This window comes from Streptomyces sp. NPDC085944 (genome assembly GCF_040686295.1).
In the GTDB taxonomy this organism is placed as follows: Bacteria; Actinomycetota; Actinomycetes; order Streptomycetales; family Streptomycetaceae; genus Streptomyces; species Streptomyces salinarius.
In genome coordinates, this window is the sequence record NZ_JBFBJX010000002.1 from 392,328 (window position 1) to 418,539 (window position 26,212).

Sequence of the window (26,212 nt, forward strand, 5' to 3'; positions counted from 1 at the left end):
GGCGGGTCAGCAGTCGCCCGCCCGGCGGCGCGGAGGACCACCGCGCCGCCGGGCCTCCGCCGCCCCTTCCAGCCGGCCCGGCGAGCGCTCGACGGGAACGCGGGGGCCGTCGTCCTCCAGGCGCTCGGCGTTGAGCTCGTTCACCGCGCCGAGCGCGTCGCCGATCGTCGCGTAGTCCACCGCGATGAAGTTGACCGGCCTGCCGCGCTGGCGTTCACAGGTGTGCGCCCGCTCCAGCACCCGCTGCCGGGAGTTGACGACCCCGGCGTCGAGGCGCAGCCCGCCGCCCGCCGTGACGAAGTGGTTGAGCAGGAACAGCCGCTTGTCCGGGCCGCCCCGGTTGGGCAGGCAGGACATCTCGTCCGGGCTGCGGAAGGCGAAGGGCGTCTCCATGGCGTACCGGTAGAGGTTCCGGTACCAGGGCGCGGGTCCGTCCGCCTTCTCCGCGAAGACGACCAGCCGCCGACCGCTGTCGATCATGTCCCCGAGCTTCGGCCACGGGCGGTCCGGGTCCCGGTCCGGCGCGTACAGCAGGTCGGAGAGGCCCGCCCGGACGAAGGCCTCCTGGGTCGCCACCGCGTCCACGCCGTCCTGGAGGATCAGGGTGACGATTTCCGTGGGGTTGTCGCGCAGCCAGTCACCGATCTGCCGCAGCGTCGGCTCCAGTTCGAGAGCGCCGGCGCCGCACACCGAATGGCACAGCCACAGGCCGGAGTGGGGCGGGTTCACCCGTCCCAGGATCGCGGTCAGCCGGCGGCGCTCGGCCGGGGAGAAGTCCGAGGTGCTCAGCCGCTCCGCCACCTCCTCGGGCCGCTCCCAGCGGTGGGTGTCGAGGAGCAGGACCCGGGACCCGGCACCCAGCTGACCGACGATGTCCGGGTCCTGCAGCGGGCCGATGAACCGGTCCGCCGTCGTCGCCATCGCGTTGTGCGACGCGAGCTGGGCGATCTCGTCGTAGCGGGCGTCGCAGAGCTTCGCGCTGCCCTGGCAGATGCGCGGGGAGGAACCGGTGATCGCCACCGGCGCCAGCATCGTCCCGACGAGGGCGACGGCGGTGACGGTGAAGGTCAGCGCCGGAAGGTGCCGCGGATCGGTGAGGACCGGCATGCTCGGCCGGGTCTGCCAGACCCAGCCCACGGTGATCAGCAGGGCGCCCGCGGCGAGCAGGATCACCGCGACGACGACGGCTGTGGTCAGCAGCCGGTCGAGCGCGGCGGCCTGGACGTCGGCGAGTAGACCCGAGGCCGACGGTGGCCACGAGGACGGGATGCCGAACAGCGTGTCGCCCAGCGTGAGGCGCAGCAGGAGCACGGTGAGCGCCATCAGCGAGGCCGCGGCGGCCGGCACCCAGCCCAGCGGAATGAGCCGGCGTTTGGCGGGCGAGGGGGGCAGGAGCCACAGCAGGGTGAGCGCGGCGGCGCACAGCACGGCCGCCGCCGGTTCCACCACGTCCTGGAAGAGCCGGGTGACCTTGCGGGCGCGGTCCAGCGGGGCCAGCGCCTCCGTGCCCGGCTCGACGTCGACGGTGACGACCCACGTGCCCTCTCTCGCCTCCGCCAGCAGCTCCGCGGCGGCGTCCCGGACCTGGTCGGTGAGGGCGACCGGGGCCATCGCGGCCAGGGCCGAGGCCACGTCGCCGCGGTCCAGCGCCGTCTGGACCGTGGATCTGACCCCGCCCTGCGCCGCGCCGTGCGGCACCAGACGCATCAGGGCGTCCGTGGCCGCGGCCGCCTGGCTGTGGGAGAGCGGCAGCGTCGGCAGCTCGTCGAGCGGCGCCTCCCCGGCCACCACCCGTGCCACCAGTTCGGACAGGCGCTGCACGAAGGCCTGGAAGTCGGGCTCGGACCGCTTCTGCAGCGCGGCGACGGCATCACCGAAGTACGCCTGGCTGAGCCGTTCGACGTTGGCGACGACGGGCTCCAGATCGACCCTGATCCGCAGCCGGTCGCGGTCGCCCTCCAGATAGTGGACCACCTCCGCGATCTGCCCCTCGCCCATGGTCCGCAGCGTCTCGGGCGGAATCACCACCTTGAGGTTCGAGGTGATGGTCGACTGCGGCACAGGCAGCCGGTCCAGCAGGTCGCTGGTCAAGGGCGTACTGCCCGGGTCCACCAGCACCTCGTCGTAGAAGCGCTGGTAGGCCCGCTCGTCCTCCAGCACCTGGTCGTAGAAGTGGGGGTCGAGCACGGTACTGCGGACGACGGCCGCGGCGGCCAGGACGGTCAGGCTCAGCACCGCCACGCACCAGACCAGCACCTCGACCCAGGGCGAGCGCCGAACCAGTGCGTTCATGGAACCATTCTCGTATCGGCCGGACGCCGTGCCGCACGGCGTCCGGAAGGGACGTGCCCTCAGACGCATGCCCCGCCCTCGGCCGGCCGATACGTGTCAGCCTCCGCTCAGTACCTCCCGGCTCTTCGCGGACTGCCTCACGTCCTGACCCGGCACGCGCGAGGGGCGGCGGGAGACTGTCGCCCACCGCCCCTTTCCGGTACGCGGCGATCAGGCCGCCGGAGCCGGGTACGTCGGGTACTCCACCCCGGAGACGTGCTGGACGACGCGGACGACCTGGCAGGAGTAGCCGAACTCGTTGTCGTACCAGAGGTAGAGGATCGCGTTGTCGCCCTCGACCTTCAGCGCGCCGGCGTCCACGATCGAGGCGTGGCGCGAGCCGATGAAGTCGCTGGAGACGGCGTCCGGGGCGCTGATGAAGTCGATCTGGCGCTTGAGCGGCGAGGTCAGCGACACCTCGCGCAGGTGGTCCAGGACCTCCTCGCGGCTCGCCTCGCGGGCCAGCTGGAGGTTGAGGATCGCGATCGACACGTCCGGCACCGGCACCCGGATCGAGCTGCCCGTGATCCGCGCCTTCAGGTCGGGCAACGCCTTGGCGACGGCGGAGGCGGCACCGGTCTCCGTGATCACCATGTTCAGCGGCGCGCTGCGGCCGCGGCGCTCGGACTTGTGGTAGTTGTCCAGCAGGTTCTGGTCGTTGGTGAAGGAGTGCACCGTCTCCACGTGACCGCGCAGCACGCCGTACTCGTCCTCCATCGCCTTGAGCGGCGGGACGATCGCGTTGGTGGTGCAGGAGGCGCAGGACAGGATCCGCTCGTCCGGCTTGACGGTGTCGTGGTTGACGCCGTGGACGATGTTCGGGACGTCGCCCTTGCCCGGCGCGGTCAGGACGACCTTGTCGATGCCCGGACGCAGGTGCTTCGACAGACCCTCACGGTCGCGCCACTTGCCCGTGTTGTCGATGAGGATGGCGTCCTTGATGCCGTACGCCGTGTAGTCGACCTGCGCCGGGTCGTCCGCGTAGATCACCTTGATGGCGTTGCCGTTGGCGAGGATCGTGCTGTTGTCCTCGTCGACGGTGATCGTGCCCTGGAACTGGCCGTGCACGGAGTCGCGGCGCAGCAGTGAAGCACGCTTCACCATGTCCTCGGCGGCCCGCTCCCCACCGCCCCGTACGACGATGGCGCGCAGCCGGAGCCCGTTGCCGGAGCCCGCCTTCTCGATGAGCAGCCGGGCGACGAGCCGGCCGATGCGGCCGAAGCCGTACAGGACGACGTCGCGGCCCTCACGCCGGTCGATCTTGTTGGCGCCGGTGGCCCCGGCGACGGCCTCGGCGGTGAACTCCTCGACCGACAGACCGCGGTCGTCGCCCCGGTAGGTCGCGGCGAGCATGCCGATGTCGATCTGCGAGGGCCCGAGATCGAGGGTGGTCAGTGCCCGCAGGAAGGGCATCGTCTCGGTGACCGACAGCTCAGCGCCGGCGATCTGGCGGGCGAAGCGGTGCGTCTTGAGGATGCTGACCACAGACTTGTTCACCAGGGAACGGCTGTGCAGCAGGATCGTGACGTCCTGCTCCCGGTGCAGCTTCCCGATCATCGGGATCATCGATTCCGCGATCTCTTCGCGGTGCTTCCAGTTGGTGAACGAGTCGTCGTTGACAGTCACGTCTCTATCTTTCGAGCTAGGCGGCGCTCATATGCTAACCCGACCGCCTTTCTGATCGATCAAGTGGGCCCCTCGCCGATCAGATGAGTACGGGATCCTGCCGGGACCGGGTGCGGGAGTCGAACATGATTGCGCCGCGGACGACCGGGGTACACGAGCCTGGACCGCGTCCGTGCCGATTGTCCGCGCGGGCCGTACCGCCGCCGCTACCAGGGAATCTGCCATGGAGACACCCGCGAACGACCACCCCGTCACGCCCGCTCAGCGAGCGTTGGACACGCTGGCCGAGTCCCCGGAGACCGCCGACAACACGGCGGCGCTCGACACTCTCGCGAGCAGCGACGTCCTCGTGCCGGTGCCCGACGACGCGAACGACCAGGACGCAGCCGACCCCGGGATGCTGGCACTGCCGGTGCTGGAACAGCAGGGCGGCCGCCAGGTGGTGCCCGTGTTCACCTCGGAGCTGGAGATGGCCGGCCTGCTGCCGTACGTCTCCCGCTACCGCATGGTGCCGCTCGGCGCACTCGCCGCGCAGTGGCCGGCCGACGACCTGTCCCTGTCCATCGACGCCGGTTCGGAGCACCGGCTCACCCTCACCTCGGACGGCGTGCGCACGCTGCTGGCGCGTCCGTAGACGCTCCGCCCTTGGGCCTCCGTCCCTCTCAGGAGGGGCGGAGGCCCTCGTCGTCGCCGAGCGTGCGCGCCAGCGCGGCCCGCTGGAGCGGCAGAATCGCCGCGTGCAGGTCCCGGCCCCTGGCGGTGAGCGCGACGTACACACCCCGCCGGTCCTCCGCGCAGACCGAGCGCGTCACCAGTCCGTCCCGCTCCAGGCGGGCGATGAGCCGGGACAGTGCGCTCTGGCTCAGGTGGACCCGGCCCACCAGGTTCTGCACCCGGCAGCGGTCGCCGTCCCCGGGCGCCTCTGTCACGAGGAGGTCGAGCACCTCGAAGTCGCTCGCGCCCAGACCGTGCGGATGCAGTGCCCGGTCGATCTCGCACATCGTGCGCGCGTGCACCGCGAGGATGTCCCGCCATCGTTCCTCGAGCCGCGCGCCGGCGGTCCTGGCTGCCATGACTGAACGGTAGCACCGCAACCGATATTGGTTGAATGTGTAAATAGCCCGGTTGTCGGACAACGGGGCTCCGGCTGCGGGAAGGTGGAGGGCCACGGCACGAAGCCGGGACCGCACGGAGGAGGACGAGCCGCCGGGGAGTCCCGTGCACGGCACGCGCCTCGACGTCCTGGAGTGGCTGAAGGATCCGGCGGCGCACTTTCCCCGGCAGCGTCGCGTGGATCCCGTCGAGCACGGTGTCCACGCCGGTCCAGTCGCCGCGAAGCTCGGTGTGTCCCGCCGTGCGGCCCGGACCCGCCTCGACCTCCTCACCCGCCTCGGCCTCCTGCGCGCCACGCGGATCCGCCGCCGTACGTACTACCGGCGCGACGAGGTGCGGATCGCCGAGGCGGCGCGGATGTTCGAGAAGGGCCGGCAGGCGCGGGCGCACCTCCCGGAGTGACCCGTGCGCCGCCCCGGCGTTACGCTGAGGATCAGCCGCGGCCCGCAGGGACGCGGCGCGGCGGTGGGGCCCGCCGTACCCGAACCGCGGCTCAGGCGCCGCCAACGGTCCCTACTTGCGTACCGGGGGCATCCCCCTGCCCGGCGAGTAGGAGACGTACGACCATGACAGTCCCGAAGACCGGGGGCGCCGGCCGGGTTCGGCCGGGCGCCCCGGGACGGCCGCGGTGGCGCGCCCAGGCGCCGGTCGTCGCGGTCGTGGCCCTCGGCGGCGGCACCGGCGCCGCCGCCCGCCACGCGGCCTCCCTGTGGTGGCCGACGCAGGTCGGCGGCTTCCCCTGGACGACCCTAGGGGTCAACGTCGTCGGCTGTGCCGTCATCGGCGTGTTCATGGTGGTCATCACCGAGGTCCGGCCCGCCCACCGCCTGGTGCGGCCCTTCTTCGGCACCGGAGTGCTCGGCGGCTTCACCACGTTCTCCACCTACGCCGTCGACAGCCGGTCCCTGTTCGCCGACGGCCGGGTCCCGGCCGGCCTGGCCTACCTCGCCGCGACCCCGCTCGCGGCACTCACCGCGGTGTGGCTCGCCGCATGGGCGACCCGCCGGGTCCTGAAGTGGAGGCAGACATGACGAGGCTGACCGGCGGCGCCCTGCGCCTGACCGTCTTCGTCGGCGAGAACGACACCTGGCACCACCGCCCCCTGTACTCGGAGATCGTCCACCGCGCCCACGCGGCGGGCCTCGCGGGCGCCAGCGTCTTCCGGGGCGTCGAGGGCTTCGGCGCCTCCTCGATCGTCCACACCACCAGGCTGCTCTCCCTGAGCGAGGACCTGCCGGTGGCCGTGGTCGTCGTCGACACCGAGGAGCGCGTCCGGGACTTCCTGCCGCAGCTCGACGAACTCGTCACCGAGGGCCTGGTCACCCTCGACCCGTGCGAGGTCGTCAGGTACGAGGGCCGGAGGCCGTCGTGAACTGGCTGCCGGTCGTCGTGGGCGGCATGGTCGGCGCCCCGCTGCGCTACCTCACCGACCGCGCCGTGCAGTCCCGGCACGACTCCGTCTTCCCCTGGGGCACCTTCACGGTGAACGTGGTCGGCAGCATGGTCCTCGGCCTGCTGACCGGCGCCGCCCTGGCCGGAGCGGTCGGCTCCGACCTGCGGCTGCTGCTGGGCACCGGCCTGTGCGGCGCGCTCACGACGTACTCGACCTTCTCCTATGAGACCCTCCGGCTCACCGAGACCGGCGCGCGCCTGCAGGCCGCCGCCAACCTGGTGGGGAGTGTGGTGGCCGGCCTCGCGGCGGCGTTCGCGGGGGTGACTCTGGCCGACGCGCTCTGGACCTGACGCCGGGCACACAGCAACGTGTAGTAGGAACTGGATGCCATGAGCACCATCAGCATCGGTCAGGCCGTCGTCCTCGGAGCCGTCGAGGGGGTGACCGAGTTCCTGCCCGTCTCCTCCACCGGACACCTCAAGATCGTCGAGGGGCTGATGGGCATCCCGGTCGACGACGACGCCGTGATCGGCTTCTCCGCGGTCATCCAGGTCGGCGCGATCGCCGCCGTCCTCGTCTACTTCTCCAAGGACATCGCGCGGATCGTCTCCGCCTGGGCGCGCGGGCTGCGCGACCGCGAGGAGCGCCACCACCACGACTACAGGTTCGCCTGGTGGGTCATCTTCGCCACCATCCCCATCGTCCTCGTCGGCCTCGCCGCCAAGCCCCTGATCAAGGGCCCCCTCGCCTCGCTGTGGGTGGTGGCCGGCTCGCTGATCGTCGGCAGCGGTGTGATGTGGTGGGCCGACCGCACCGGCCGGCACAAGCGGGGCGAGGACGACACGTCCTTCAAGGACGCGATGCTGGTCGGCGGCTCCCAGATCCTCGCCCTGCTCTTCCCGGGCTTCTCCCGTTCCGGTGCCACCATGTCCACCGCCCTGATGCTCGACCTCGACCGGGTCGCCGCCACCCGGCTGTCCTTCTTCCTCGGCATCCCCGCCCTGACCGGGGCCGGACTGTACGAGTTGAAGGACGCCCTGGGCACGGGGGCGGGTGCCGCGCCCCTGGCCGTCGGCACCCTCGTCTCCTTCGTGGTGGCCTACGCCTCCATCGCCTGGCTGCTGAAATTCGTCGCCAAGCACACCTTCAACTCGTTCGTCGTCTACCGGATCGCGGTCGGCGTCCTGCTGTTCGGGCTGCTCGGCACCGGCGTGCTGCACGGCTGACCGCCGCGCCGCCGACCGCGGCTCAGCGTGCGGCGCGCAGTGGCTCCCCGACGCTCCTCATGTGCCGCAGGGCCTCGCGGTGCGAGGCCAGCAGCCCCGTCTGGTGGTACGGCACGCCCAGTTCGGCGCAGTACGCCTCGGTGAGGGCCTGGGCCCGGCCGAGCGCGGGGGTCGGCATGCTGGGGAAGAGGTGGTGCTCGATCTGGTAGTTGAGGCCGCCCATGAAGGCGTCGACGAGCACACCGCCCCGCACGTTGCGGGAGGTCAGGACCTGACGGCGCAGGAAGTCCAGCCGCGTGCCCTCCTCGATCATCGGCATGCCCTTGTGGTTCGGCGCGAAGACCGAGCCCAGATAGATCCCGAACAGACCCTGGTGCACCGCGAGGAAGACGAGCGCCCTGCCCGGGGAGAGGAGCGTGAACAGTCCGCCGAAGTACACGGCGAAGTGGGCGACGAGCAGCGTGCCCTCCAGGACCGGCCGCTTCACGGCCCGGCTGCCCAGCGCCTTGAAGCTGTTGAAGCTCAGGTTGAGGCCTTCCAGCGTCAGCAGCGGGAAGAACAGGGCGGCCTGGTGCTTGCCGACGAAGCGCGGAAGCCCGGTCGCCCTGCTCGCCTGGCCCCGCGACCACACCAGGATGTCGGGCGAGACGTCCGGGTCCTTCTCCTCGTGGTTGGGATTGGCGTGGTGGCGGGTGTGCTTGTTCATCCACCAGCCGTAGCTCATGCCGAGCAGCAGGTTGGCCGCGAGCAGGCCGCCCGCCTCGCTGGGGCGCCGGCGCGAGAAGACCTGCCGGTGGGCCAGGTCGTGGGCCGCCAGTCCCAGCTGGCCGAAGACGACGGCGAGCCCGACCGCGACGAAGAGCTGGCTCCAGCTGTCCCCCAGGGCGACGAACGCGGCGACACCGCCCGCGAGCGCGAGGGCGACGGCGCCGAAACGGACCGTGTAGTACAGCGGGCGGCGCCGGAGCAGCCCCGCGTCGGCTATGCGCCGGGAGAGTTCGGAAAAGTCGCTTCCCTTGTCGCGACTCTTCTCCTGTGCGCCCGTGGGCAGGCTCTCGACGAGCACCGTTGAATCGACCATGTACTTGAGTATGTGAACGGCTCGCCGGGCGCAGAATGACGTCCGCCCCCGAAACGGGGTGAGGCCAGCACCACCCCAAGTGCGGGGGTCCACCCACCGTAGGCCTCCCGCCGCCGGGTCCGGCCCGGAGGGAGAATGGCGATCATGAGCACACCGACGACCTTCCGTCCGGTCCTGGAGCGCATCGCCGAGGAGATCGAGCGCACCCCGGGCAGTGGCCGGCCCGCCGACTACATCCCCGCGCTCGCCGCCCGCGACCCGCGCCGCTTCGGCATGGCCGTCGCCGAGCCGGACGGCACGGTGTACGGGGTGGGGGACTGGCGGGAGCCGTTCTCCGCGCAGTCCATCACCAAGGTCTTCACCCTCGCCCTCGACCTGGCCAGGGAGGGCGACGCCCTCTGGGAGCACGTGGGCCGCGAGCCGTCCGGCAACCCGTTCAACTCCCTGGTGCAGCTGGAGTACGAGAACGGCATCCCGCGCAACCCGTTCATCAACGCGGGCGCCCTCGTCGTCACCGACCGGCTGCACACCCGGACCGGCGACGCGGCCGGCGAACTGCTCGCGTTCCTGCGCGCCGAGAGCGGCAACCCGGACCTCGCCCACGACGAGGAGGTCGCCGCCTCCGAGGCCGCGCACGGCGACCGGAACGCGGCGCTGGCGCACTTCATGGCGTCCTACGGCAACGTCGACAACCCCGTACCGGTGCTCCTGGACCAGTACTTCCGCCAGTGCTCCGTCGCCGCTTCCTGCGCCGACCTGGCCCTGGCGACGGGTTTCCTGGCCCGGCACGGCATCCGCGCCGACGGCACCCGGCTGCTGAGCCGCAGCAGGGCCAAGCAGATCAACGCGGTGATGCTGACCTGCGGGACCTACGACGCCGCCGGCGACTTCGCGCACCGGGTGGGCCTGCCGGGCAAGAGCGGGGTGGGCGGCGGCATCATCGCGGTCGTACCGGGCCACTGCACGCTGTGCGTGTGGAGCCCCGGCCTGGACGAGCGGGGCAACTCGGTGGCCGGGGTGGCCGCCCTGGACCGCTTCACCACGCTGACCGGACTGTCGGTGTTCTGAACCGCCCCGGTCAACTCCCGTCGTCCCGCACGAGCTTGAGCCGCAGGGCGAGTGCCGTGACGCCCGCGCCGAGCGCCGCCACGCCCAGGATCGCGCCGGCCTTCGGCCAGCCCGGCTCGTCCTCGGCCGGCTTGGCCGCGGTCGCCGCCGCGGGCACCGTCTGCGGTCCCTGGCGGGGCCGGGACCCCTCGGGGACCAGCGAGCCCACCGGATCGACCTCCCCGTCCGCCTCGAAGCCCCAGTCGAGCAGGGCACGGGCCTCCTCGTAGACGGCGTGGCCGCCGCCGTCCTGAGGGTTCATCACCGTGACGACCAGGGCCCGTCCGTCGCGCCGGGCGGCGGCGATGAGCGTGTTGCCGGCGTTGCTGGTGTAGCCGTTCTTGACGCCGATCAGCCCTGGATACCGCTCCACGCCGCCGGCCCCGGTGAGCAGCCGGTTGGTGTTCATGATCCCGTACGAACTCCCGTCGCGGCCGGGGAACATCGCGTCGACCTTGGCGCAGTACCGCGCGAAGTCGGGCCGGCGCAGCCCCGCCCGGCCGAAGACGGCGAGGTCGTACGCCGACGAAACCTGCCCGGGCGCGTCGTACCCGTCGGGGGAACGGACGTGGGTGTCGCGGGCGCCGAGCGCGCGGGCCTTCGCCTGCATCCGGGCGGCCGTGGCACTCCAGCCGCCGGTGAGCGCGGCGAGGACGTGCACGGCGTCGTTCCCGGAGTTGAGGAAGACGCCGTTCCACAGGTCGGAGACGCGGTACGTCTCGCCCTCGACGACCCCGACCAGGCTGCTGCCCGGACCGATGCCGGACAGGTCCTCGGGACTGACCTCGTGGTGGAGGCCCCCCGGCAGGACCGGCAGCACCGTGAGGGCGAACAGGGTCTTGAGGGTGCTGGCCGGGGGCAGCTTGCGGTGCGCGTCGTTCGCCGCCAGCACGTCGCCCGTGCCTGCGTCGGCCACGACCCAGGACAGGGCGGAGACATCGGGAACCCGGGGAGCTCCGGGGTGCGGCCGGACCTGGGTGCCGGAGCGGTACAGCGACGACGGCCGGTCCGTCGCACCACCGGGCGGCCCGGGTTCCGGCCGTCCCGCACGGGCGGCCGCGGCGGCCGGCATGAGGGTCAGCAGCCCAGCCAGACAGAGCATGCAGGCGGACCGAGCCGTCCGGGATGAGAATCCGATAGTCATACCGTAAACGTAGGAATGGCCCCCCGAACCGCCACGCTGACCGGGCCGGGTCGCGCCCGCAAGCACCCGGATGCCGCAACGGAGTGCGTATCGGTGCGTGCCGTCGGTGGGAGGGGTCAGTCCGCGGGCAGTGTCGGCTGTACCTGCCGCAGGAACGTCGCGTTGTCCGGTGTGCGGCGCAGCCGCTCCAGCAGGGTCTCCAGGCCCGGCTGCCCGTCCCGCGTCCCCAGGGCCCGCCGCAGCCCGCGCACGGCGGTCGTCTCGGCGGCGGACAGCAGGAGTTCCTCGCGCCGGGTGCCGGAGCCGGTCAGGTCCACGGCCGGGTAGACGCGGCGGGAGGCCAGTTCCCGGCTCAGCCGCAGTTCCATGTTGCCGGTGCTCTTGAGTTCCTCGAAGTAGAAGTCGTCGGCGCGCGAGCCGGTCTCGACCAGGGCGGTGGCGAGGATGGTGAGGGAACCGCCCTCCTCCGCCTTGCGGGCGGCGCCGAAGAACCGCTTGGGACCCAGCAGCGCCCCCGCGTCGACACCGCCGCTGAGGGTGCGGCCGCCGGACGAGGCGGCGTTGTTGTGCGCCCTGCACAGCCGGGTGAGGGAGTCGAGGAGGATCACGACGTCCTCACCGCCCTCGACGAGCCGCTTGGCCCGCTCGATCACCAACTCGGCGAGCGCGATGTGCTGCTTGGCGCCCTGGTCGAAGGTCGAGGCATACACGTCCCCGCGCACCGAGCGCCGCATGTCGGTGACCTCCTCGGGCCGTTCGTCGAGCAGCACCACCATCAGCCGGGCCTCGGGGTGGTTGCCGGCCACGGCGGCGGCGATCTGCTGCAGGAGGACGGTCTTGCCGGTCTTCGGCGGAGCGACGATCAGGCCGCGCTGCCCCTTGCCGACCGGGGCCATCAGGTCGGTGACGCGTCCGGTGAGGCCGGCCGCCGGGTGTTCCAGCCGCAGCCGCTCGTGCGGGTGCAGCGGGGTCAGGTCAGCGAAGTGCCGTCGGTGGCCGTGCCGGTCGGGCGTACGCCCGTTGACGCGGACGACCTCGGTCAGGGTGTGCCGGTCGCCGCGCACGCCCTCGACGAGGTCGCCCCTGCGCAACCCGTGCCGGCGGATGAGGGCGGGGGAGAGGGCGAGGTCGGAGGGTCCGGGCCGCAGGCTTTCGCCCCGCAGGCGACCCTTGCCGCCCGCCTCGATGTCGAGGACACCGCTCGCGATCTCGGCCGGAGACTGCTGTACGGGGGGATGTTCGAGTGTGGTGGTCATGTGGTCGGTCCTTTCGAGGACACGGGCATGGGACATGCGGAAGGAAGGGGGGAGCCGCGAGGGGTCGGAAACGACACGCCTCCGGGCGGCGGAACGGCACCTGGGATCCAGCAGGAGCGAAAGCCCTGCTCACGAGGTTGTGCCGAGAAGCGGACGCGCCGGTCGCATCAGGACGGGCAGGTCCGCGAACCGAAGGGAAACTCGCACCGGCGCCCCGAACCAGGGGGGCGTACGCAAGTGCTGCCGTCACCCTACCACGACATCTCCTCTTCCTTCCGCGCATGCCGTGCCGGCTCAGCCGGCCGAACGCTCCCGAACCTCCTCCGCCTCCTTCGCGATCCGCTCGAACTGGGCGGCCATGGCCGCTTGAAGGGCGTGCGCACCCGACAGAGGACGCACCATCACCGTCAGTTCGGCGATCCGGCCGGACGTGTCGAGGCGCAGGAAGTCGCAGCCGCTGATCTCGCGGTCCCCCACCCGCGCCGCGAAGAGCAGGGCGTGGTCGCGGCCGCCCGCCTCACCGATGACGCGTTCGTAGCGGAAGTCCTCGAAGACGCGCTCCACCGCGCGCAGGATCGCCGCCGTGATCGCCCTGCCCCGATAGGGCTTGAAGACGACGGGGCTGGAGAAGACCACGTCGTCGGCCAGCAGTGCTTCGACGGCGTCCAGGTCGTGTGCCTCGACCGCCTCGCGGAAAGCCCGCATCGCCACTCCTTCATACTGAATTATTTGAATAGGTGTGGAGTAGAGTAGTCGTCGTGATCCGTGCTTGCTAGCGTGTCGACATGTCTCTCAAGTACGCCGTCCTGGCCGCCCTCCTGGAGGGCGAGGCCTCGGGCTACGAGCTGTCCAAGATCTTCGACGTGTCGCTCGCCAACTTCTGGCCCGCCACACCGCAGCAGCTCTACCGGGAGCTGGAGCGCCTCGCGGGCGACGGACTCATCGAGGCCCGGACCGTGCCGCAGGAACGCAGGCCCACCAAGCGGCTGTTCTCGCTCACCGCGGCCGGCCGGGGGCAGCTGGACGCGTTCGCCGCCGAGCCGACCCGGCGGCCCACCGCCATCCGCGACGAGTTCCTGATCAAGATGCAGGCCATGGACGGCGTCGACCCCCGGGCCGTCCGCGAGCTGGTCGAGGAGCGCAGGGCCTGGGCGCTGGGCAAACTCGCCCGCTACGAACGGGTGCGGGAACGCCTCCTGGACGGCCGCACCGAGGAGGAGCACCTCCGGGAGGCCGACCGCGTCGGCCCCTACCTCACCCTGGCCGCCGGGATCGCGTTCGAGCGGGAGAACGCCCGCTGGTGCGAGCGCGTGCTCACCGTGCTCGACGAGCGCCGCGCTCCCGCGGGGCCCGCCGGACAGCCCCTAGGGTGACCTGATGTTCAGCTCCGAGGGCCCCACCCTGCGCGAACTCGCCGTCCAGGCGCTGTCGTCGGTCGAGCGGGGCTACGACCTGCTCGCCCCGAAGTTCGACCACACCCCGTACCGGACACCGGACCGGGTGCTGGATGCCGTGGCCCGCGCGCTGGAGCCGATGGGGCCCTTCCCCGCCGGACTCGACCTGTGCTGCGGCACCGGCGCGGGCGTGGGGGTCCTGGCCCGGGTGTGCCGTCGGAGCGTGACGGGGGTCGACTTCAGCGCGGGCATGCTGGAGGTCGCGCGCCGCCGCGTCCCGCCGCCGGGCCCGGCGGTCTCCTGGGTGCGCGCGGACGCCCGCGCCCTGCCGTTCGGCCCCGCCTTCGACCTCGTGGTGAGCTTCGGGGCGTTCGGTCACTTCCTGCCCCGCGAACTGCCGGGCCTGTTCGGTCAGGTGCGTTCCGTGCTCCGACCGAACGGCTGCTTCGCCTTCCCCGTCGCCGCCCCGCCGCGGCCCGGCTCCGCGGGGTACTGGACGCTGCTCGGCTTCGACGCGGCGATGCGGGTGCGCAACGCGTTGTGGCGGCCGCCGTTCGTCATGTACTACCGGACCTTCCGGCTCGGGGACGTGGGCCGCGAGTTGTCCCGCGCCGGGTTCCGGGCGGACCTGCACGCACTGCCGGAGTTCGGGCACCGCCCCGACGGCAGCCCGCGGGCCCGGCTGGTCGTGGCCCGGCGCCTCGCGTAGCCGGCCGGGTCAGCCGGCCGCGGGCAGGGTGAACTCGTAGACCAGGGCGTCCTGCCGGGTGTCCACCAGGAGGTCCGTGATCTCGAGCGGTCGCGCGTACTGGTCGTGCACCCGCCGCACGACCCGGACCGACGCGGTGTCGGGCTGGAGGGTGATGGTGTCCCGGTGATGCAGCGTCAGGCCGGCCCGGCGCATCCAGTCGTAGGTCCGCCGCAGCTGCGCGCAGGCGACACCGTCGGCGCGGTCGCGGTAGCGGGCCAGCTCCTCGACCTCGGCGAGCGCCACCGCGGAAAACGATGTCACGGCCGTCCGCCGGCCGCTTTGGCCGGCCGCCGCCGACGTGTAGCGGTGCACCAGGGTCGGCCGGCCCGGCACCAGCCCCAGCGCCGCGGCGTGTTCCGGCGGCGGCGCCCCCCACACGACGGTGGCCCGGTCGCCGGTGCGGGGCTCCGCCGACCGGGCGCCCACCGGGAAGACGAGGGGTGCCGGACTTCCGGCCGGCGGTCCCGGCAGGGCGACGTGACTGCCTCGCCGGTCGGTGCTGAGCAGACCGTCCCGGCGCAGCACGTCCAGTGCCTGGCGCACGGTCTCCCGGCTGACCCCGAAGTGCTCCGCCAGCCGGCGCTCGCCGGGCAGCCGTTCACCCGGTGGGACGGTGCCGTCCCGCAGCTCGGCGAGCAACTGGTCCGCCACCCGTCGGTACAGGGGCGGCCGGGTGTCGGCGGTGGACTGGTCGCGGGGGGTGGTGCGGGCCATGCCGCGCCTCCTGTTGATGACGTACGGTAGCCGCGTGGGCTCGGTGCGCCACCAGAATTACCATTGGTCTAAACCAGCTGGGAAGGCCGGACCGCCGGTTCGGCCGAAACACCACCCACGGCCGCCGGTCGCCGCCCGCGCACGACGGTCACCGGCCCCGGACCTCAGGTGTACGAGCTCAGCCAGCGCAGCTTGGCGGCCTCCTGGAACGGCCCGCCGCCCTCGTGGTCGTTGAAGTCGTACACCTCGATCCTCTTGTCCTCGTGCGTCCAGGCGTTGAACGCGGCGAAAACGGTCGACGGCGGGCAGGTCTGGTCCTCCAGGGCGGCCGAGAACAGGGCCGGCGTCCGGCCCCGCGCCGCGAAGTGCACGCCGTCGAAGTACGACAGCGTGCGCAGCGCGTCCCCGGTCCGGCCGCGGTGCGTCTTCAGATACAGGCCTATCTCCCGGTAGGGGTGCCGGTCGGTGAGGGTGGTCGCGCGCGGGAAGTCGCACAGGAACGGCACGTCGGGCGCGACGGCGACCAGATCCGGCACCAGACCGCCCACCGCTATCGTGATGCCGCCGCCCTGGCTTCCGCCCAGCGCCACCGTGCGGGACGAGTCGGCCAGGGGGTGGGAGCGGGCCGCCTCGACCGCGCGCACGGCGTCGGTGAAGACCCGGCGGTAGTAGTAGTTCTCCGGAGCGTCCAGGCCGCGGGTCATGAAGCCCGGGTAGGCGGGCGTGCCGCCGACGGGGTCCGGGGTCCCGCCACCGCCGCCCCAGGCGCTGCCCTGGCCGCGGGTGTCCATCACGAAGTGGGCACGGCCGGTGGACGCCCACAGCAGGTGCTCGTGCGGCAGCCCGCGCCCGCCTCCGTACCCCACGAACTCCACCACCAGCGGCAGCGGCTCGGCCGCCGCGGCCGGCAGGGTCAGCCACCCCTTCACCGGGTGACCGCCGAACCCGGCGAACGTCACGTCGTACACCCGCACCGTGGACAGTCCCGTGTCGACCGGTTCGAAGCGCGCGTCCAGCTCGTACTCCCGGGCCTGGGCGAGGGTCTTGCTCCAGAACGCGTCGAAGTCCTCGGGCTCGGCCGACGCACTGCGGTACGCCTGGAGTTCGTCGAGCGGAAGGTCGAACAGGGCCATCGAAAACCGCCTTTGCGGGGATGTGGCAGACCGTACGGATGATCACACCGTACGTGGGCGGCCGAAGAACCCGCCAGGTCCGGCCGTCAGGCCCGGCGATGGGTCCACTGCGGCTCGGTGAGCGCCCAGTCCCGGTCCCACTCCGCCATGCGGTGCCGCAGGGTCAACGCGCGCACGGTGCGGTGCGCGAGCAGCACCGTGAGCGCCGTCCCGAGGGCCGTGAACGAGCCGACGGTGGCGCTGTGCTGCCAGATCTCGGCACCGTCCGACGGCGGCGGAACGCGCTGACCGTGCGAGTCCAGCCACACGTCGACGGTGTCACCGTTGCGGGCGCCGGCCGGCACCGCAGCCGTGGTGCTCTTCTCCGTGCCGTCCGGTGTCTTCCAGTGGACGGTGGCGCGGTACGAGTGCTGCCCGCCGAGCTGCCCCGTCGGCAGGGAGCCGGGCGCGCGGTCGACCACCGTGGCGCGGACCTGGTGCCGCTCGGCCCGCTGTTCGGCCACGATCGCCTGGGCCTGTCCGTAGCCCCACCAGGCGGTGGCCGCGCCGAGCAGCGGTGCGCCCACGACCAGCAGGAGGGCGACGACAACCCGGGTCCAGGCCTCGACGACGTCGCACCGCCGCCGCAGCGGATTGCGCCGCCAGCGCCAGCCGCGTACCCGTGTTCGCATGTCGACCTCCCCGCGATCACCGCGACCGGAGGAGCGGACGGACGGCCGGGCGAGTGCGGGCAGGGCCGCCGCGCCTTCGTGTCGCGCCACGTGTGCGAGTGCCCGCTCTGGACTGGTACCCAGTCCGGCGGGCCTCGCTCACGATGCGGGCCGGATCAGCCGAAGCGTTCGATCCGGATCCGGTCCACCGGCTGCCCGGCGGCCACCAGCAGCCGCGACGCGTGCTCCGCGAACGCGTTCGATCCGCACACGTAGGCCTCCCAGCCGCCGGCGGGCGGCTCGGCCAGCAGCGGTGCCAGGTGCGCGCGTGCCAGCCGGCCCACGGGTGTGCCGGCCGGCGCGGTACGGGTGAACACGGGCGTCGTCTCCGCGCCGTACTCACGGGCGTAGATCAGCTCCTCGGGGCCGCGCGCCGACACGAGGAGGCGCAGCGGCACCGTCAGGCCCCGCGCCCGGTGGTGCCGCACCATCGACATCAGCGGGACGACCCCGGAGCCGGCGCCGAGGAGCAGGGCGGGCCGGTCGCCCGGCCAGGCGAAGAAGCCGCTGAGCGGGCCGCGGACCTCGATCTCGTCGCCGGGCCGCGCCACCGTGTGGAACCAGCCGGACACCTCCCCGTCGGGCACCCGGTCGAGGGTCAGCTCGATGTGCCCGGAGTCGTCCGGCGCGGAGGCCAGCGAGTAGTGGCGCTGTGCCCGGTAGCCGTCCTCGGCGGTGAGCCGCAGCATCAGGTGCTGACCGGGCAGGTGGCCCGCCCAGCCGGGCACGGCCAGCCGGAACGTCGACGCGCGGGGCGTCTCACGTCGGATCTCCGTGAGCACGGCCGTCCGCCACGCCCCGGCCACCTCGCCGTTCACCTCGATGCGCCCGGGCACGGCGAACCGCGTCGGGGGAGTGAAGGCCCCTGCCGTGTGCGTCGCTGTCTCAGTCACCGGAGTACCGCTGCTCCTCCCAGGGGTTGCCGCGCGCGTGGTAGCCGTTCCGCTCCCAGAAGCCCGGCTCGTCGTGGTCGAGGAGCTCGAGACCCGCGATCCACTTGACGCTCTTCCAGAAGTACAGGTGCGGGACCACCAGCCGGGCCGGACCGCCGTGCTCAGGGGCGAGCGGCCGCCCGTCGTACTCCCACACGATCCAGGCCCGTCCGCCGGTGAGGTCGGCCAGCGGCAGGTTCGCGGTGTAGCCGGTGTGCGCGTGGGCGACGGCGTGCGTGGCGGACGGCAGCGGACCCGACGCGTCCAGGAAGGCGTCCAGGGACACACCCCCGAACCGCACCCCGAACTTCGACCAGCCGGTGACGCAGTGGATGTCGCCCGCGTACTCGGACGCCGGCAGCCGGCGCGCGGCGGCCAGGTCCCAGGTACGGGGCCCGGCCACCAGACCACCCACCCGGAACGTCCAGTCGGCGGGCGCGATCTCGGGCGTGACCTCGGCGGACAGCACGGGCCAGTCGTCGCCCGCGTCGTACTGGCCGGGCGGCAGCCCCGGCCGGGCGGCGCGCCGGCGCCCGGTGAAGCCTCGGGTGGTGTTCATGCGGTGGGTGCCTTTCGGGCCGCCGGGGCGCTCCGCCCGCGGCCGGCGTGATCAGTGCGTACCCGTCAACGGTACGTGCCCCGGAGCGCCGGACGGTCACGCTCCTCGTCCGGTGCCCCGCCCGGCCACGCGTTGTACCGCTCCAGATACGCCGCGAAGCGGAGCAGGTCCTGCTCGGGCCAGCCGGCGAGCCGCTCCCGGAAGGCGGCCCGGCGGCTCTCGGTGACCTCGCCCAGGATGTGCCGCCCCGACTCCGTCAGGTGCAGGACCTGCACGCGGTGGTCCTCCGGGTCGACCCGCCGCTCGATCAGCCCCGCGCGCTGCAGCGCGGACACCTGGCGGCTGACGGTGGACTTGTCCAGTGCGTAGTGGGCGGCCAGATCGGTGGCCCGGCGGCCGTCCCGCTCCTCCAGATGCCCGAGCAGCGTGTACGACACCAGCGACAGCTGCGGATGCATGCGCCCCGCCGAGGCCCTGGCCCGGCGGGCGAAGGCCGTCAGCTCACGGTGGATGCTCTCCACGGCCGCGTCCGCGGGAGTCGGGTCGAGGACGGCGGTCGTCTCGTCCGGTGTCTCGGCAGCGGTCACGGATCCTCCTCGCGTCGCTGGTTGCAGACTACAACTCAGTCGGCGGGTCGCGTGAAATCAGCCGCGTCCGGGAAGCCACGGCGGCTGATCATTGCGGTAATGTGACCGGCGGCCGCGGACCGCCCCGGCCGCCGGACGTCTGGGAGGTGAGACCGATTACCGCTGTGTCGGCCCGGGTGCTCTCACCTCACCGCAGTACGGTCACCGGAAACGAGTGACCGGGAGAGCGCCCTTCGGTTCCCGAAAGGCTCTCGGCTTCCATGCCCTCCTCCTTCCCCGCCCCGCCCCCGTCCTCTCCCGGCGCCCTCACGGCGTTCCCGAAGGCGCTCTTGTCGCGTGACGCCGTCGTGGCCGCGCTGCGCGCCGCCGGCTGCGTCTTCGCCGAGGACGAGGCCGCCCTCATCCTGGACGCGGCCCGCACCGCCGCGGAACTCACCGCGCTGGTCGAGCGCCGTGTCAGCGGCCTGCCCCTGGAACTCGTCGTGGGCTGGGCCGAGTTCCGCGGTCTGCGCATCGCCGTCGCCCCCGGTGTCTTCGTGCCCCGCCGACGCACCGAGTTCCTGGTGTCCGAGGCCCTGGCCCACGCGCCGCACGCGAACGTCGTCGTCGACCTGTGCTGCGGGTCGGGCGCCGTCGGCGCGGCCCTGGCCGCCGCACTCGACCGGCCCGAGGTGCACGCCGCCGACGTCGACCCGGTTGCCGTGGACTGCGCCCGCGGCAACCTCGCCGACGCGGGCGGCCGGGTGTACGCCGGTGACCTGTTCGACGCGCTGCCCGAAGCGCTGCGCGGCCGGGTGGACATCCTCGCGGCCAACGTGCCGTACGTCCCCACCGATGAGGTCGCCCTGCTGCCCGCCGAGGCCCGCGAGCACGAACCGCTGGTCGCCCTCGACGGCGGCGGTGACGGCCTCGACGTGCTGCGCAGGGTCGCGGCCGCGGCGCCGGACTGGCTCGCCCCGGGCGGCTGCCTGCTCGTCGAGACGAGCGAACGCCAGGCGGCCGACGCCGTCGACGCCTTCACCAGGGCCGGGCTGACCCCCCGCCTCTCGGTCTGCGAGGACCTGTACGCCCACGTCGTGACCGGCGTCAGCAACTGACCGCCCACTCCCCGTACCGTCAGGTCCTGCCGTCGCAGGCCCGTCGTCAGCCCGAAGGGCGGGCCCCGGCGGCGTGAGGTGCGTGCTTCGGGGCTTCCCCGGGGCCGGAGGCTGGGGGAGTGCCGGGCGTCGACCGACGTACTGGTTGTACGCGGTCGGCGCCCCGTGCGGCGAGCGGGGGCACCTCCCACGCCCTTGCGGCAGTGGGGACCGTGCATGGCGTCGCCGGGGCCTACGGCACCAGTGGCGTGGCCCGCGCGATGAGCAGGGCCACGTCGTCGGAGTTCTCCGGTTCGTGCAGGGTGCGCAGCAGCAGGTCGCAGACCTCCTCCAGCGGGCGGTCCGGGCCCTCCAGCAGCGCGAGGAGCGCGTCCAGCCGTTCGTCCAGCGGATGCCGGCGGGTCTCGACCAGACCGTCGGTGTAGAACACCAGCCGGTCGCCCGGCTCCAGGCCGACGGTGGTGGTGGAGAAGGCGACGCCGCCCACCCCGAGCGGCACCCCGGTGGGCAGGTCGAGCAGCTCGGGCGGCCGGCCGGCCCGCAGCCGGACCGGGGGAAGATGCCCCGCGTTGGCGATCCGGCACTGCCGCCGGTGCGGATCGTGCACGGCGTACAGGCAGGTGGCGATGGCCTGGTCCAGGCCCGCCGTGGTCCGCTCCAGATGCCCGAGCAGCTGCGCCGGGTCCAGTTCCAGGGCGGCCAGGGTGTTCGTCGCGGTGCGCAGCCGCCCCATGGAGGCCGCCGCCGCGATACCGCTGCCCATCACGTCGCCCACCACCAGCGCGGTCCTGCCGTCCGCCAGCTCGATCACGTCGAACCAGTCGCCGCCTACCTCACTGGTGCCCCCGGCCGGCTGGTAGCGGGAGGCGACCTCGAGCCCGCCCGTCACCGGCGGGTGGCTCGGCAGCAGGCTGCGCTGGAGGGTGAGCGCGGTGTCGCGGGCGTTCTGGTACCAGCGGGCGTTGTCGATCTGCAGCGCCGCCCGCGCGGCCAGCTCCCGGGCCAGCAGCAGGTCGTCCTCGCCGAACGGCAGGGGATTGGCGGCCCGCTTCAGGTCCAGGGCGCCCAGCACCTCGCCCCGGGCGGTCAGCGGCACGGCCAGGTAGGAGTGCACCCCCGCCCGGCCCAGCAACTCGGCCGCCCGAGGGGAGCGGGCGATGCGCCCCAGGTCCTCGCGCGTCACCCGCGCCACCATCACCGGCCGGCCGGTGCGCACGCACTCGGTGACCAGGCGGTCCGGTCCGTACCGGGCGACCTCGCCGGGCCGGTCGGCCGCCCGCAGCGCGTCGTGGGCGTCGTCGGCCCGCACGGCCAGCGCCCTGATCACCGCGGGCTCGGCCGGCCCCAGCGTGCTGCGCCGGCCCGCCACCACGGCGTCCAGCAGGTCCACGGCCGCGATGTCGGCGAGACCGGGCACGGCCACGTCGGCCAGCTCGTACGCGGTGCGGTCCAGGCGCAGGGTGGTCCCGATCCGGGCGGAGGCGTCCGCCACCGCGGCCAGCCGGCGCCGGGCGCCCTCGGCCTCGGCGGCCGTCCGGTACTGCTCGGTGACGTCGACGATCGAGACCGCCACGCCCAGTACGGCACCCAGGGCGTCCTCCAGCCGGTACAGCGACACCGACCAGGTGTGCTCCTCGTCCGGGTCGGCGGGGGTCCGCCCGGTCGCGGGCCGGTCGACGACCGGCCGCCCGGTCTCCAGCACCTCGCGTGCCGCCGCCTCCAGCGGGTCGGCGTCGACCTGCGGCAGCAGCTCGCGCATCGTCCGGCCGAGGTGCTCCTCGGCGGGGATGCCGTTGAGCTGCTCCAGGGCCGGGTTGACCGACACGTACCGCAGCTCCGTGTCCAGGACGGCCAGGCCGATCGGGGACTGCATGATGACCCGCGTGGACAGGGCCACGTCCCGCTCCAGCCGGCGCACCATCGACTGGTCGGCCGCGAGCCCGAGGGCGTAGACGTCCCCGCGGTCGTCCAGCAGCCGCATGTTGCGGAACTCGACCAGACGGGTGCTGCCGTCCTTGTGCCGGACGGGGAAGGCGCCGGCCCAGCTCCGGCCGGTCTTCATGACGTCGCCGAACAGCTTGACGACCAGGTCGAGGTGGCGCTCGTGGACCATGATGCGGGCGGCGTACCGCCCCAGGGCCTCCGGCGCCGAGTACCCGAACAGCTCCTCGGCCTGCGGGCTCCACAGGACGATCCGGCCCTCGGAGTCCAGCACGATCGAGGCCACGTTCAGCAGGTCGAGCAGTCCACTGGGCCGCACGGGTCCGCGAGGCGACGGCTCGCCCTCGAACCCGGCAGACCCCGCTGCGCTCATCCCGCGCCCCGCCTTCACCGTCCGACGCGGCACGCCCTTCGGCGCCGACTCCCTTGTTGTACCGCGTTCCACCGCGGCCGGAGCCGGTTCTGCGGGGCGCCGCCGTCTCCCCCAGCATCTCCCCGCGGGACGGGGAGCGCCGCACGAAGGCGTCCGGAGTTGGTCTGTACATGACCGTGCGGGCCGTCCAGACTGTGCTCCGAGCGCCGCAGCCCCGCCCGTGCCGCCCCGGCCGACCCCACCGAGGAGCCTCCATGACCCTGAGCGCCCGGCAACGTTGTCACGCCGCCCTGACGGGACTCGCCGTCCTGGCCCTCTCCCTCGGCCTCGCCGGTCCGTCGCACGCGGCCGCTCCCGCGGTCGGCAGCACCTGGACCGAGGTGGGCTCCGACCGCGCCGACCCGTTGACCGAGAGCCAGGGCCTGGCCTCGGTCGAGGTCCCGGCGGGCAGCCCCAACCGCTACACCGGCATCGGCACCATCCCGCTCGGCCTGAGCATCCGGGGCTGGAACCACGTCGGCGACCCCGACGCCGCCTACGACGGTCACTACATCGAGCCGTACCAGCGCGACGACGGGAACACGAAGATGTTCCGCGTGCAGGCGCCGGACGGCGGCTGGTCGGAGTACGTGCACACGCTGAGCGCCGGGGAGGCGCGGAACAACTCGTGGTCCGCGATCTCGCCCGACGGCCAGTGGATGCTGGCGGGTGAGTGGGGCACCATGAACCGGCTCCTGGTCTTCCCGACCCCCGGCGTCAACCCCGCCACCTCGCCCTCGGCGAACCTCCCGCAGGCGGCCACCGTCCACCTCGACCATGCCGTGCGCGACGTCCAGGGCTGCGACTTCCTGGACGCCACCACACTGCTCTGCTCCTCCGACGACCCGGAGGGCACGCTGTTCGGCATCACCAAACCACTGCTGCGGATCGACCTGTCGGCGCCGCCGACCGGCGCCGCCGACGTCACCGGACACGTCACCGTCCTGCGGCAGCTGCCCCTGCGCAGCGCCTGCTCGGGTTCCTTCGAGGCGGAGGGCGTCGACTACGACCGGCGTACCGGCACCCTGCGCGTGATCGTCGTGTCGCCCGGTTTCTGCGTGCTGACGGACAGCAAGACGTACCGGCTCACCCTCGACTGACCCGGTCCCTCGCGCCGGGCGGCGGGTGGTGCTTTTCTGGTGGTATCGGCCGTGCCGACGAGAGGGAGCGATCACGATGAACGGTGAGCGACTGCATCCGGAGTCCGTCTCGGTGGAGCTGAGCGGATGCAGCAAGGAAGACGCCCGGACCGTGTTCGACACCTTGTGCGCGTGCTTCTCCTCCGACCGGCACGCGGGCGACGTGACCCGGGAGTACCACGAGGTGCGCCCGACCGTATGGCTCGGCACCTTCGACGTGGCCGACGCCCGGGGCGGCCGGTGCGACCCCGCCCGGCTCGGTGCGTCCGTGGAGGCCGACGTGCAGGGCGGCTACTGGGCGATCGAGCGGTTCCGCACCACCCTGGACTCCCTGTTCACCGTGCAGGACCTGAGCACGGCCTCCGGGGACCAGGAGCGGGAGCTGCACGTACGGCTCGAAAGCCGCTGACCCGGTCTGGCCGCGTGCGGTGAGGTGTGCGCCACCCCGTTATGCAACTAGTTGCAAAATAGGGTGGCGGTCCTCTACAACAGAGGCACCACACCGCGCACGGAGGGCCCGATGAGCCGTTACCCGCACCTGCTGAGCCCGCTCGACCTGGGCTTCACCACGCTGCCCAACCGGGTCCTGATGGGCTCCATGCACGTCGGTCTGGAAGAGGCCGAGCGCGGGTTCGAGCGCATGGCCGCCTTCTACGCCGCCCGGGCCCGCGGCGGAGTCGGCCTGATCGTCACCGGCGGCATAGCCCCCAACGACGAGGGCCGCCCGTACGAGGGCGGCGCCAAGCTCACCACCGACGCGGAGGCCGAGCGGCACCGGGTCGTCACCGACGCCGTGCACCGCGAGGGCGGCCGCATCGCCCTGCAGATCCTGCACTTCGGCCGCTACGCCTACCACCTCGACCTGGTCGCCCCGAGCGCGCTCCAGGCCCCGATCAGCCCGCACGTGCCGCGCGAGCTGACCGACGCCGAGGTCGAGCGCACCATCGACGACTACGTGCGCACCGCCCGCCTCGCCCGCGAGGCCGGGTACGACGGCGTCGAGATCATGGGCTCCGAGGGCTACCTGATCAACGAGTTCATCGCCGCCCGGACCAATCACCGCACCGACCGCTGGGGCGGCTCGTACGAGAACCGGATGCGCTTCCCCGTCGAGATCGTCCGCCGGGTGCGCGAGGCGGTCGGTGAGGACTTCATCGTCGTCTACCGCCTGTCCATGCTCGACCTGGTGCCCGGCGGCTCCACCCTGGACGAGGTGATCACCCTCGCCAGGGCCGTCGAGGCCGCCGGAGCCACGATCGTCAACACCGGCATCGGCTGGCACGAGGCGCGCATCCCCACCATCGCCACCTCCGTGCCGCGCGGCGCCTACACCTGGGTGACCAAGCGCCTCATGGGCGAGGTGTCCGTCCCGCTGGTCACCACCAACCGCATCAACACCCCCGAAGTCGCCGAACAGTTGCTCGCCGAGGGCACCGCCGACATGGTCTCGATGGCCCGCCCGATGCTCGCCGATCCCGACTTCGTCGCCAAGGCCGCGGCCGGCCGTCCCGAGGCCATCAACACCTGCATCGGCTGCAACCAGGCCTGCCTGGACCACACCTTCAGCGGGCAGATCACCTCCTGCCTGGTCAACCCGCGCGCCTGCCACGAGACCGAGTTGGTCCTGGCCCCGACCCGGCTGCGCAAGCGCGTCGCCGTCGTCGGCGCCGGACCGGCCGGACTGGCCTGCGCGGTGAGCGCCGCCGAACGCGGCCACGAGGTCACCCTGTTCGACGCCGCGGGAGAGATCGGCGGACAGCTCAACGTCGCCCGCAAGGTCCCCGGCAAGCAGGAGTTCGACGAGACGCTGCGCTACTTCCGCACCCAGCTCGCGGCCCACGGCGTGGACGTACGCCTGAACACCCGCGTCGGCGCCGACGACCTCACCGGCCACGACGAGGTCGTCGTCGCCACCGGCGTCACCCCCCGCACGCCCGACATCCCCGGCGTCGACCACCCGTCCGTCGTCGGCTACCTCGACGTCCTGCGCGACGGCGCCCCCGTCGGCGAGCGCGTCGCGATCCTCGGCGCGGGCGGCATCGGCTTCGACGTCGCCGAATACCTCACCGACGGCGGCGACAAGGCGCACGAGGACCCCGAGACGTACTTCCGCCTCTGGGGCGTCGACACCGGCTACCGCGCCCCCGGCGGCCTCGCCTCGCCCGAGCGCCCGGCCCCGCCGCGCACCGTCCACCTGCTCCAGCGCAAGACCACCAAGGTCGGCGCCGGACTCGGCAGGACCACCGGCTGGATCCACCGCACCGAGCTGAAGCAGCGCGGCGTCACCATGGTCCCGGGCGTCCGCTACGACCGGATCGACGACGCCGGACTGCACATCACCGTCGACGGCGAGTCCACGCTCCTGGAGGTCGACACGGTCGTCCTGTGCACCGGCCAGGAGCCCAGCCGGAGCCTGTACGACGACCTGGTCGCCGCCGGTGTCGGCGCCCACCTCATCGGCGGCGCCGACGTGGCCGCCGAACTGGACGCCAAGCGCGCCGTCAAGCAGGGCACCGAACTGGCGGCGGCGCTGTAGGGGCGGATGGGCCGTCCCTAGGATGAGCCC

The 26,212-nt window shown here is 72.9% G+C and carries 27 protein-coding genes; 13 read left to right on the top strand and 14 right to left on the bottom strand.

Annotation, left to right across the window (positions count from 1 at the left end):
- Positions 1 to 6 precede the first annotated feature (6 nt).
- A complete protein-coding gene (locus AB0P07_RS05520) occupies positions 7 to 2,292 on the bottom strand; it encodes a PI-PLC domain-containing protein (RefSeq protein WP_365545449.1) in 2,286 nt (761 codons plus the stop codon).
- Positions 2,293 to 2,502: 210 nt separating this feature from the next.
- Positions 2,503 to 3,957 carry a glyceraldehyde-3-phosphate dehydrogenase gene (locus tag AB0P07_RS05525; RefSeq protein WP_365545452.1) on the bottom strand — a complete coding sequence of 485 codons (1,455 nt, stop codon included), beginning with the start codon at positions 3,955 to 3,957 and terminating at the stop codon, positions 2,503 to 2,505.
- 223 nt (positions 3,958 to 4,180) lie between these two features.
- Here AB0P07_RS05525 and AB0P07_RS05530 point away from each other — a divergent pair, with 223 nt between their 5' ends.
- The gene (locus AB0P07_RS05530; RefSeq protein ID WP_102929767.1) at positions 4,181 to 4,591 is read left to right on the top strand and encodes an SseB family protein; all 411 of its coding nucleotides are present in this window, start codon (positions 4,181 to 4,183) and stop codon (positions 4,589 to 4,591) included.
- A gap of 28 nt (positions 4,592 to 4,619) precedes the next feature.
- Here the strand turns inward: AB0P07_RS05530 and AB0P07_RS05535 are convergent, their stop codons facing one another.
- Positions 4,620 to 5,030, bottom strand: a complete 411-nt coding sequence (locus tag AB0P07_RS05535) for a MarR family transcriptional regulator (protein ID WP_365545455.1) — start codon at positions 5,028 to 5,030, stop codon at positions 4,620 to 4,622.
- 145 nt (positions 5,031 to 5,175) lie between these two features.
- On the opposite strand from AB0P07_RS05535, the gene AB0P07_RS05540 reads away from it, so the two are divergent.
- From AB0P07_RS05540 to AB0P07_RS05560, 5 genes are all read left to right on the top strand, one after another.
- Positions 5,176 to 5,472 (top strand): ArsR family transcriptional regulator, encoded by a 297-nt coding sequence (locus AB0P07_RS05540; protein WP_365545458.1) that lies wholly within the window; start codon positions 5,176 to 5,178, stop codon positions 5,470 to 5,472.
- Positions 5,473 to 5,636: 164 nt separating this feature from the next.
- Positions 5,637 to 6,101, top strand: coding sequence for a fluoride efflux transporter CrcB (gene crcB / locus AB0P07_RS05545; protein WP_365545460.1), 465 nt, complete (start codon positions 5,637 to 5,639; stop codon positions 6,099 to 6,101).
- Complete coding sequence (locus tag AB0P07_RS05550) at positions 6,098 to 6,442, top strand: DUF190 domain-containing protein (protein WP_102929763.1); 345 nt, start codon at positions 6,098 to 6,100, stop codon at positions 6,440 to 6,442. The genes crcB (AB0P07_RS05545) and AB0P07_RS05550 overlap by 4 nt, the downstream gene beginning before the upstream one ends.
- Positions 6,439 to 6,813, top strand: coding sequence for a fluoride efflux transporter CrcB (gene crcB, locus AB0P07_RS05555; RefSeq protein WP_365545463.1), 375 nt, complete (start codon positions 6,439 to 6,441; stop codon positions 6,811 to 6,813). The genes AB0P07_RS05550 and crcB (AB0P07_RS05555) overlap by 4 nt, the downstream gene beginning before the upstream one ends.
- Before the next feature lie 39 nt (positions 6,814 to 6,852).
- Entirely contained in the window at positions 6,853 to 7,689 is an 837-nt protein-coding gene (locus tag AB0P07_RS05560) for an undecaprenyl-diphosphate phosphatase (RefSeq protein ID WP_365545466.1), read from the top strand.
- Positions 7,690 to 7,711: 22 nt separating this feature from the next.
- Here the strand turns inward: AB0P07_RS05560 and AB0P07_RS05565 are convergent, their stop codons facing one another.
- The gene (locus AB0P07_RS05565; protein WP_365545469.1) at positions 7,712 to 8,770 is read right to left on the bottom strand and encodes an acyl-CoA desaturase; all 1,059 of its coding nucleotides are present in this window, start codon (positions 8,768 to 8,770) and stop codon (positions 7,712 to 7,714) included.
- Positions 8,771 to 8,905: 135 nt separating this feature from the next.
- Here AB0P07_RS05565 and AB0P07_RS05570 point away from each other — a divergent pair, with 135 nt between their 5' ends.
- Complete coding sequence (locus AB0P07_RS05570; protein WP_365545472.1) at positions 8,906 to 9,838, top strand: glutaminase; 933 nt, start codon at positions 8,906 to 8,908, stop codon at positions 9,836 to 9,838.
- Between the two features lie 10 nt (positions 9,839 to 9,848).
- On the opposite strand, the gene AB0P07_RS05575 is transcribed toward AB0P07_RS05570, so the two are convergent.
- From AB0P07_RS05575 to AB0P07_RS05585, 3 genes are all read right to left on the bottom strand, one after another.
- Positions 9,849 to 11,021 (bottom strand): serine hydrolase, encoded by a 1,173-nt coding sequence (locus AB0P07_RS05575; RefSeq protein ID WP_365545475.1) that lies wholly within the window; start codon positions 11,019 to 11,021, stop codon positions 9,849 to 9,851.
- Positions 11,022 to 11,137: 116 nt separating this feature from the next.
- Complete coding sequence (gene rho / locus AB0P07_RS05580; RefSeq protein WP_365545874.1) at positions 11,138 to 12,388, bottom strand: transcription termination factor Rho; 1,251 nt, start codon at positions 12,386 to 12,388, stop codon at positions 11,138 to 11,140.
- Between the two features lie 183 nt (positions 12,389 to 12,571).
- Positions 12,572 to 12,982 carry a nuclear transport factor 2 family protein gene (locus AB0P07_RS05585; protein WP_365545478.1) on the bottom strand — a complete coding sequence of 137 codons (411 nt, stop codon included), beginning with the start codon at positions 12,980 to 12,982 and terminating at the stop codon, positions 12,572 to 12,574.
- A gap of 80 nt (positions 12,983 to 13,062) precedes the next feature.
- Between AB0P07_RS05585 and AB0P07_RS05590 the strand changes: the two genes are divergently transcribed.
- Complete coding sequence (locus AB0P07_RS05590; RefSeq protein WP_365545481.1) at positions 13,063 to 13,650, top strand: PadR family transcriptional regulator; 588 nt, start codon at positions 13,063 to 13,065, stop codon at positions 13,648 to 13,650.
- A 4-nt stretch (positions 13,651 to 13,654) separates the two neighbouring features.
- Positions 13,655 to 14,380, top strand: coding sequence for a class I SAM-dependent methyltransferase (locus AB0P07_RS05595; protein ID WP_365545484.1), 726 nt, complete (start codon positions 13,655 to 13,657; stop codon positions 14,378 to 14,380).
- Positions 14,381 to 14,389: 9 nt separating this feature from the next.
- Here the strand turns inward: AB0P07_RS05595 and AB0P07_RS05600 are convergent, their stop codons facing one another.
- The 6 genes from AB0P07_RS05600 to AB0P07_RS05625 form a co-directional block, all read right to left on the bottom strand.
- Positions 14,390 to 15,136 carry a GntR family transcriptional regulator gene (locus tag AB0P07_RS05600; protein WP_365545487.1) on the bottom strand — a complete coding sequence of 249 codons (747 nt, stop codon included), beginning with the start codon at positions 15,134 to 15,136 and terminating at the stop codon, positions 14,390 to 14,392.
- A gap of 164 nt (positions 15,137 to 15,300) precedes the next feature.
- On the bottom strand, positions 15,301 to 16,269 hold the full coding sequence (locus AB0P07_RS05605; RefSeq protein WP_365545490.1) for an acetylxylan esterase: 969 nt from the start codon (positions 16,267 to 16,269) through the stop codon (positions 15,301 to 15,303).
- 86 nt (positions 16,270 to 16,355) lie between these two features.
- Entirely contained in the window at positions 16,356 to 16,940 is a 585-nt protein-coding gene (locus AB0P07_RS05610; RefSeq protein WP_365545493.1) for a hypothetical protein, read from the bottom strand.
- Between the two features lie 155 nt (positions 16,941 to 17,095).
- Positions 17,096 to 17,872: a ferredoxin reductase gene (locus AB0P07_RS05615; RefSeq protein WP_365545496.1), complete on the bottom strand. Its 777-nt coding sequence runs from the start codon at positions 17,870 to 17,872 to the stop codon at positions 17,096 to 17,098.
- Entirely contained in the window at positions 17,865 to 18,470 is a 606-nt protein-coding gene (locus tag AB0P07_RS05620) for a sulfite oxidase-like oxidoreductase (RefSeq protein ID WP_365545499.1), read from the bottom strand. Before AB0P07_RS05620 ends, AB0P07_RS05615 begins: the two co-directional genes overlap by 8 nt.
- Positions 18,471 to 18,535: 65 nt before the next feature.
- Complete coding sequence (locus AB0P07_RS05625; RefSeq protein ID WP_365545503.1) at positions 18,536 to 19,057, bottom strand: MarR family winged helix-turn-helix transcriptional regulator; 522 nt, start codon at positions 19,055 to 19,057, stop codon at positions 18,536 to 18,538.
- 260 nt (positions 19,058 to 19,317) lie between these two features.
- Between AB0P07_RS05625 and AB0P07_RS05630 the strand changes: the two genes are divergently transcribed.
- Entirely contained in the window at positions 19,318 to 20,154 is an 837-nt protein-coding gene (locus tag AB0P07_RS05630; RefSeq protein ID WP_365545506.1) for a putative protein N(5)-glutamine methyltransferase, read from the top strand.
- A gap of 232 nt (positions 20,155 to 20,386) precedes the next feature.
- Here AB0P07_RS05630 and AB0P07_RS05635 read toward each other — a convergent pair whose 3' ends face one another.
- Positions 20,387 to 22,468 carry a SpoIIE family protein phosphatase gene (locus tag AB0P07_RS05635; RefSeq protein WP_365545509.1) on the bottom strand — a complete coding sequence of 694 codons (2,082 nt, stop codon included), beginning with the start codon at positions 22,466 to 22,468 and terminating at the stop codon, positions 20,387 to 20,389.
- Between the two features lie 254 nt (positions 22,469 to 22,722).
- Here AB0P07_RS05635 and AB0P07_RS05640 point away from each other — a divergent pair, with 254 nt between their 5' ends.
- The 3 genes from AB0P07_RS05640 to AB0P07_RS05650 all read left to right on the top strand — a co-directional run bounded on the left by AB0P07_RS05640 (position 22,723) and on the right by AB0P07_RS05650 (position 26,182).
- Positions 22,723 to 23,607, top strand: a complete 885-nt coding sequence (locus AB0P07_RS05640; RefSeq protein WP_365545512.1) for a hypothetical protein — start codon at positions 22,723 to 22,725, stop codon at positions 23,605 to 23,607.
- A gap of 76 nt (positions 23,608 to 23,683) precedes the next feature.
- Positions 23,684 to 24,055 (top strand): hypothetical protein, encoded by a 372-nt coding sequence (locus tag AB0P07_RS05645; RefSeq protein WP_365545515.1) that lies wholly within the window; start codon positions 23,684 to 23,686, stop codon positions 24,053 to 24,055.
- Between the two features lie 111 nt (positions 24,056 to 24,166).
- On the top strand, positions 24,167 to 26,182 hold the full coding sequence (locus tag AB0P07_RS05650) for an NADPH-dependent 2,4-dienoyl-CoA reductase (protein WP_365545518.1): 2,016 nt from the start codon (positions 24,167 to 24,169) through the stop codon (positions 26,180 to 26,182).
- Positions 26,183 to 26,212 lie beyond the last annotated feature (30 nt).

What these genes read in the sequence shown, in the direction of transcription:
- AB0P07_RS05520 (WP_365545449.1), bottom strand. Translation starts at nt 2,292, where the DNA reads ATGAACGCACTGGTTCGGCGCTCGCCCTGGGTCGAGGTGCTGGTCTGG.
- AB0P07_RS05530 (WP_102929767.1), top strand. Translation starts at nt 4,181, where the DNA reads ATGGAGACACCCGCGAACGACCACCCCGTCACGCCCGCTCAGCGAGCG.
- AB0P07_RS05535 (WP_365545455.1), bottom strand. Translation starts at nt 5,030, where the DNA reads ATGGCAGCCAGGACCGCCGGCGCGCGGCTCGAGGAACGATGGCGGGAC.
- crcB (WP_365545460.1), top strand. Translation starts at nt 5,637, where the DNA reads ATGACAGTCCCGAAGACCGGGGGCGCCGGCCGGGTTCGGCCGGGCGCC.
- AB0P07_RS05550 (WP_102929763.1), top strand. Translation starts at nt 6,098, where the DNA reads ATGACGAGGCTGACCGGCGGCGCCCTGCGCCTGACCGTCTTCGTCGGC.
- AB0P07_RS05560 (WP_365545466.1), top strand. Translation starts at nt 6,853, where the DNA reads ATGAGCACCATCAGCATCGGTCAGGCCGTCGTCCTCGGAGCCGTCGAG.
- AB0P07_RS05565 (WP_365545469.1), bottom strand. Translation starts at nt 8,770, where the DNA reads ATGGTCGATTCAACGGTGCTCGTCGAGAGCCTGCCCACGGGCGCACAG.
- AB0P07_RS05570 (WP_365545472.1), top strand. Translation starts at nt 8,906, where the DNA reads ATGGCGATCATGAGCACACCGACGACCTTCCGTCCGGTCCTGGAGCGC.
- AB0P07_RS05575 (WP_365545475.1), bottom strand. Translation starts at nt 11,021, where the DNA reads ATGACTATCGGATTCTCATCCCGGACGGCTCGGTCCGCCTGCATGCTC.
- AB0P07_RS05585 (WP_365545478.1), bottom strand. Translation starts at nt 12,982, where the DNA reads ATGCGGGCTTTCCGCGAGGCGGTCGAGGCACACGACCTGGACGCCGTC.
- AB0P07_RS05590 (WP_365545481.1), top strand. Translation starts at nt 13,063, where the DNA reads ATGTCTCTCAAGTACGCCGTCCTGGCCGCCCTCCTGGAGGGCGAGGCC.
- AB0P07_RS05595 (WP_365545484.1), top strand. Translation starts at nt 13,655, where the DNA reads ATGTTCAGCTCCGAGGGCCCCACCCTGCGCGAACTCGCCGTCCAGGCG.
- AB0P07_RS05600 (WP_365545487.1), bottom strand. Translation starts at nt 15,136, where the DNA reads ATGGCCCGCACCACCCCCCGCGACCAGTCCACCGCCGACACCCGGCCG.
- AB0P07_RS05605 (WP_365545490.1), bottom strand. Translation starts at nt 16,269, where the DNA reads ATGGCCCTGTTCGACCTTCCGCTCGACGAACTCCAGGCGTACCGCAGT.
- AB0P07_RS05610 (WP_365545493.1), bottom strand. Translation starts at nt 16,940, where the DNA reads ATGCGAACACGGGTACGCGGCTGGCGCTGGCGGCGCAATCCGCTGCGG.
- AB0P07_RS05620 (WP_365545499.1), bottom strand. Translation starts at nt 18,470, where the DNA reads ATGAACACCACCCGAGGCTTCACCGGGCGCCGGCGCGCCGCCCGGCCG.
- AB0P07_RS05630 (WP_365545506.1), top strand. Translation starts at nt 19,318, where the DNA reads ATGCCCTCCTCCTTCCCCGCCCCGCCCCCGTCCTCTCCCGGCGCCCTC.
- AB0P07_RS05635 (WP_365545509.1), bottom strand. Translation starts at nt 22,468, where the DNA reads ATGAGCGCAGCGGGGTCTGCCGGGTTCGAGGGCGAGCCGTCGCCTCGC.
- AB0P07_RS05640 (WP_365545512.1), top strand. Translation starts at nt 22,723, where the DNA reads ATGACCCTGAGCGCCCGGCAACGTTGTCACGCCGCCCTGACGGGACTC.
- AB0P07_RS05645 (WP_365545515.1), top strand. Translation starts at nt 23,684, where the DNA reads ATGAACGGTGAGCGACTGCATCCGGAGTCCGTCTCGGTGGAGCTGAGC.
- AB0P07_RS05650 (WP_365545518.1), top strand. Translation starts at nt 24,167, where the DNA reads ATGAGCCGTTACCCGCACCTGCTGAGCCCGCTCGACCTGGGCTTCACC.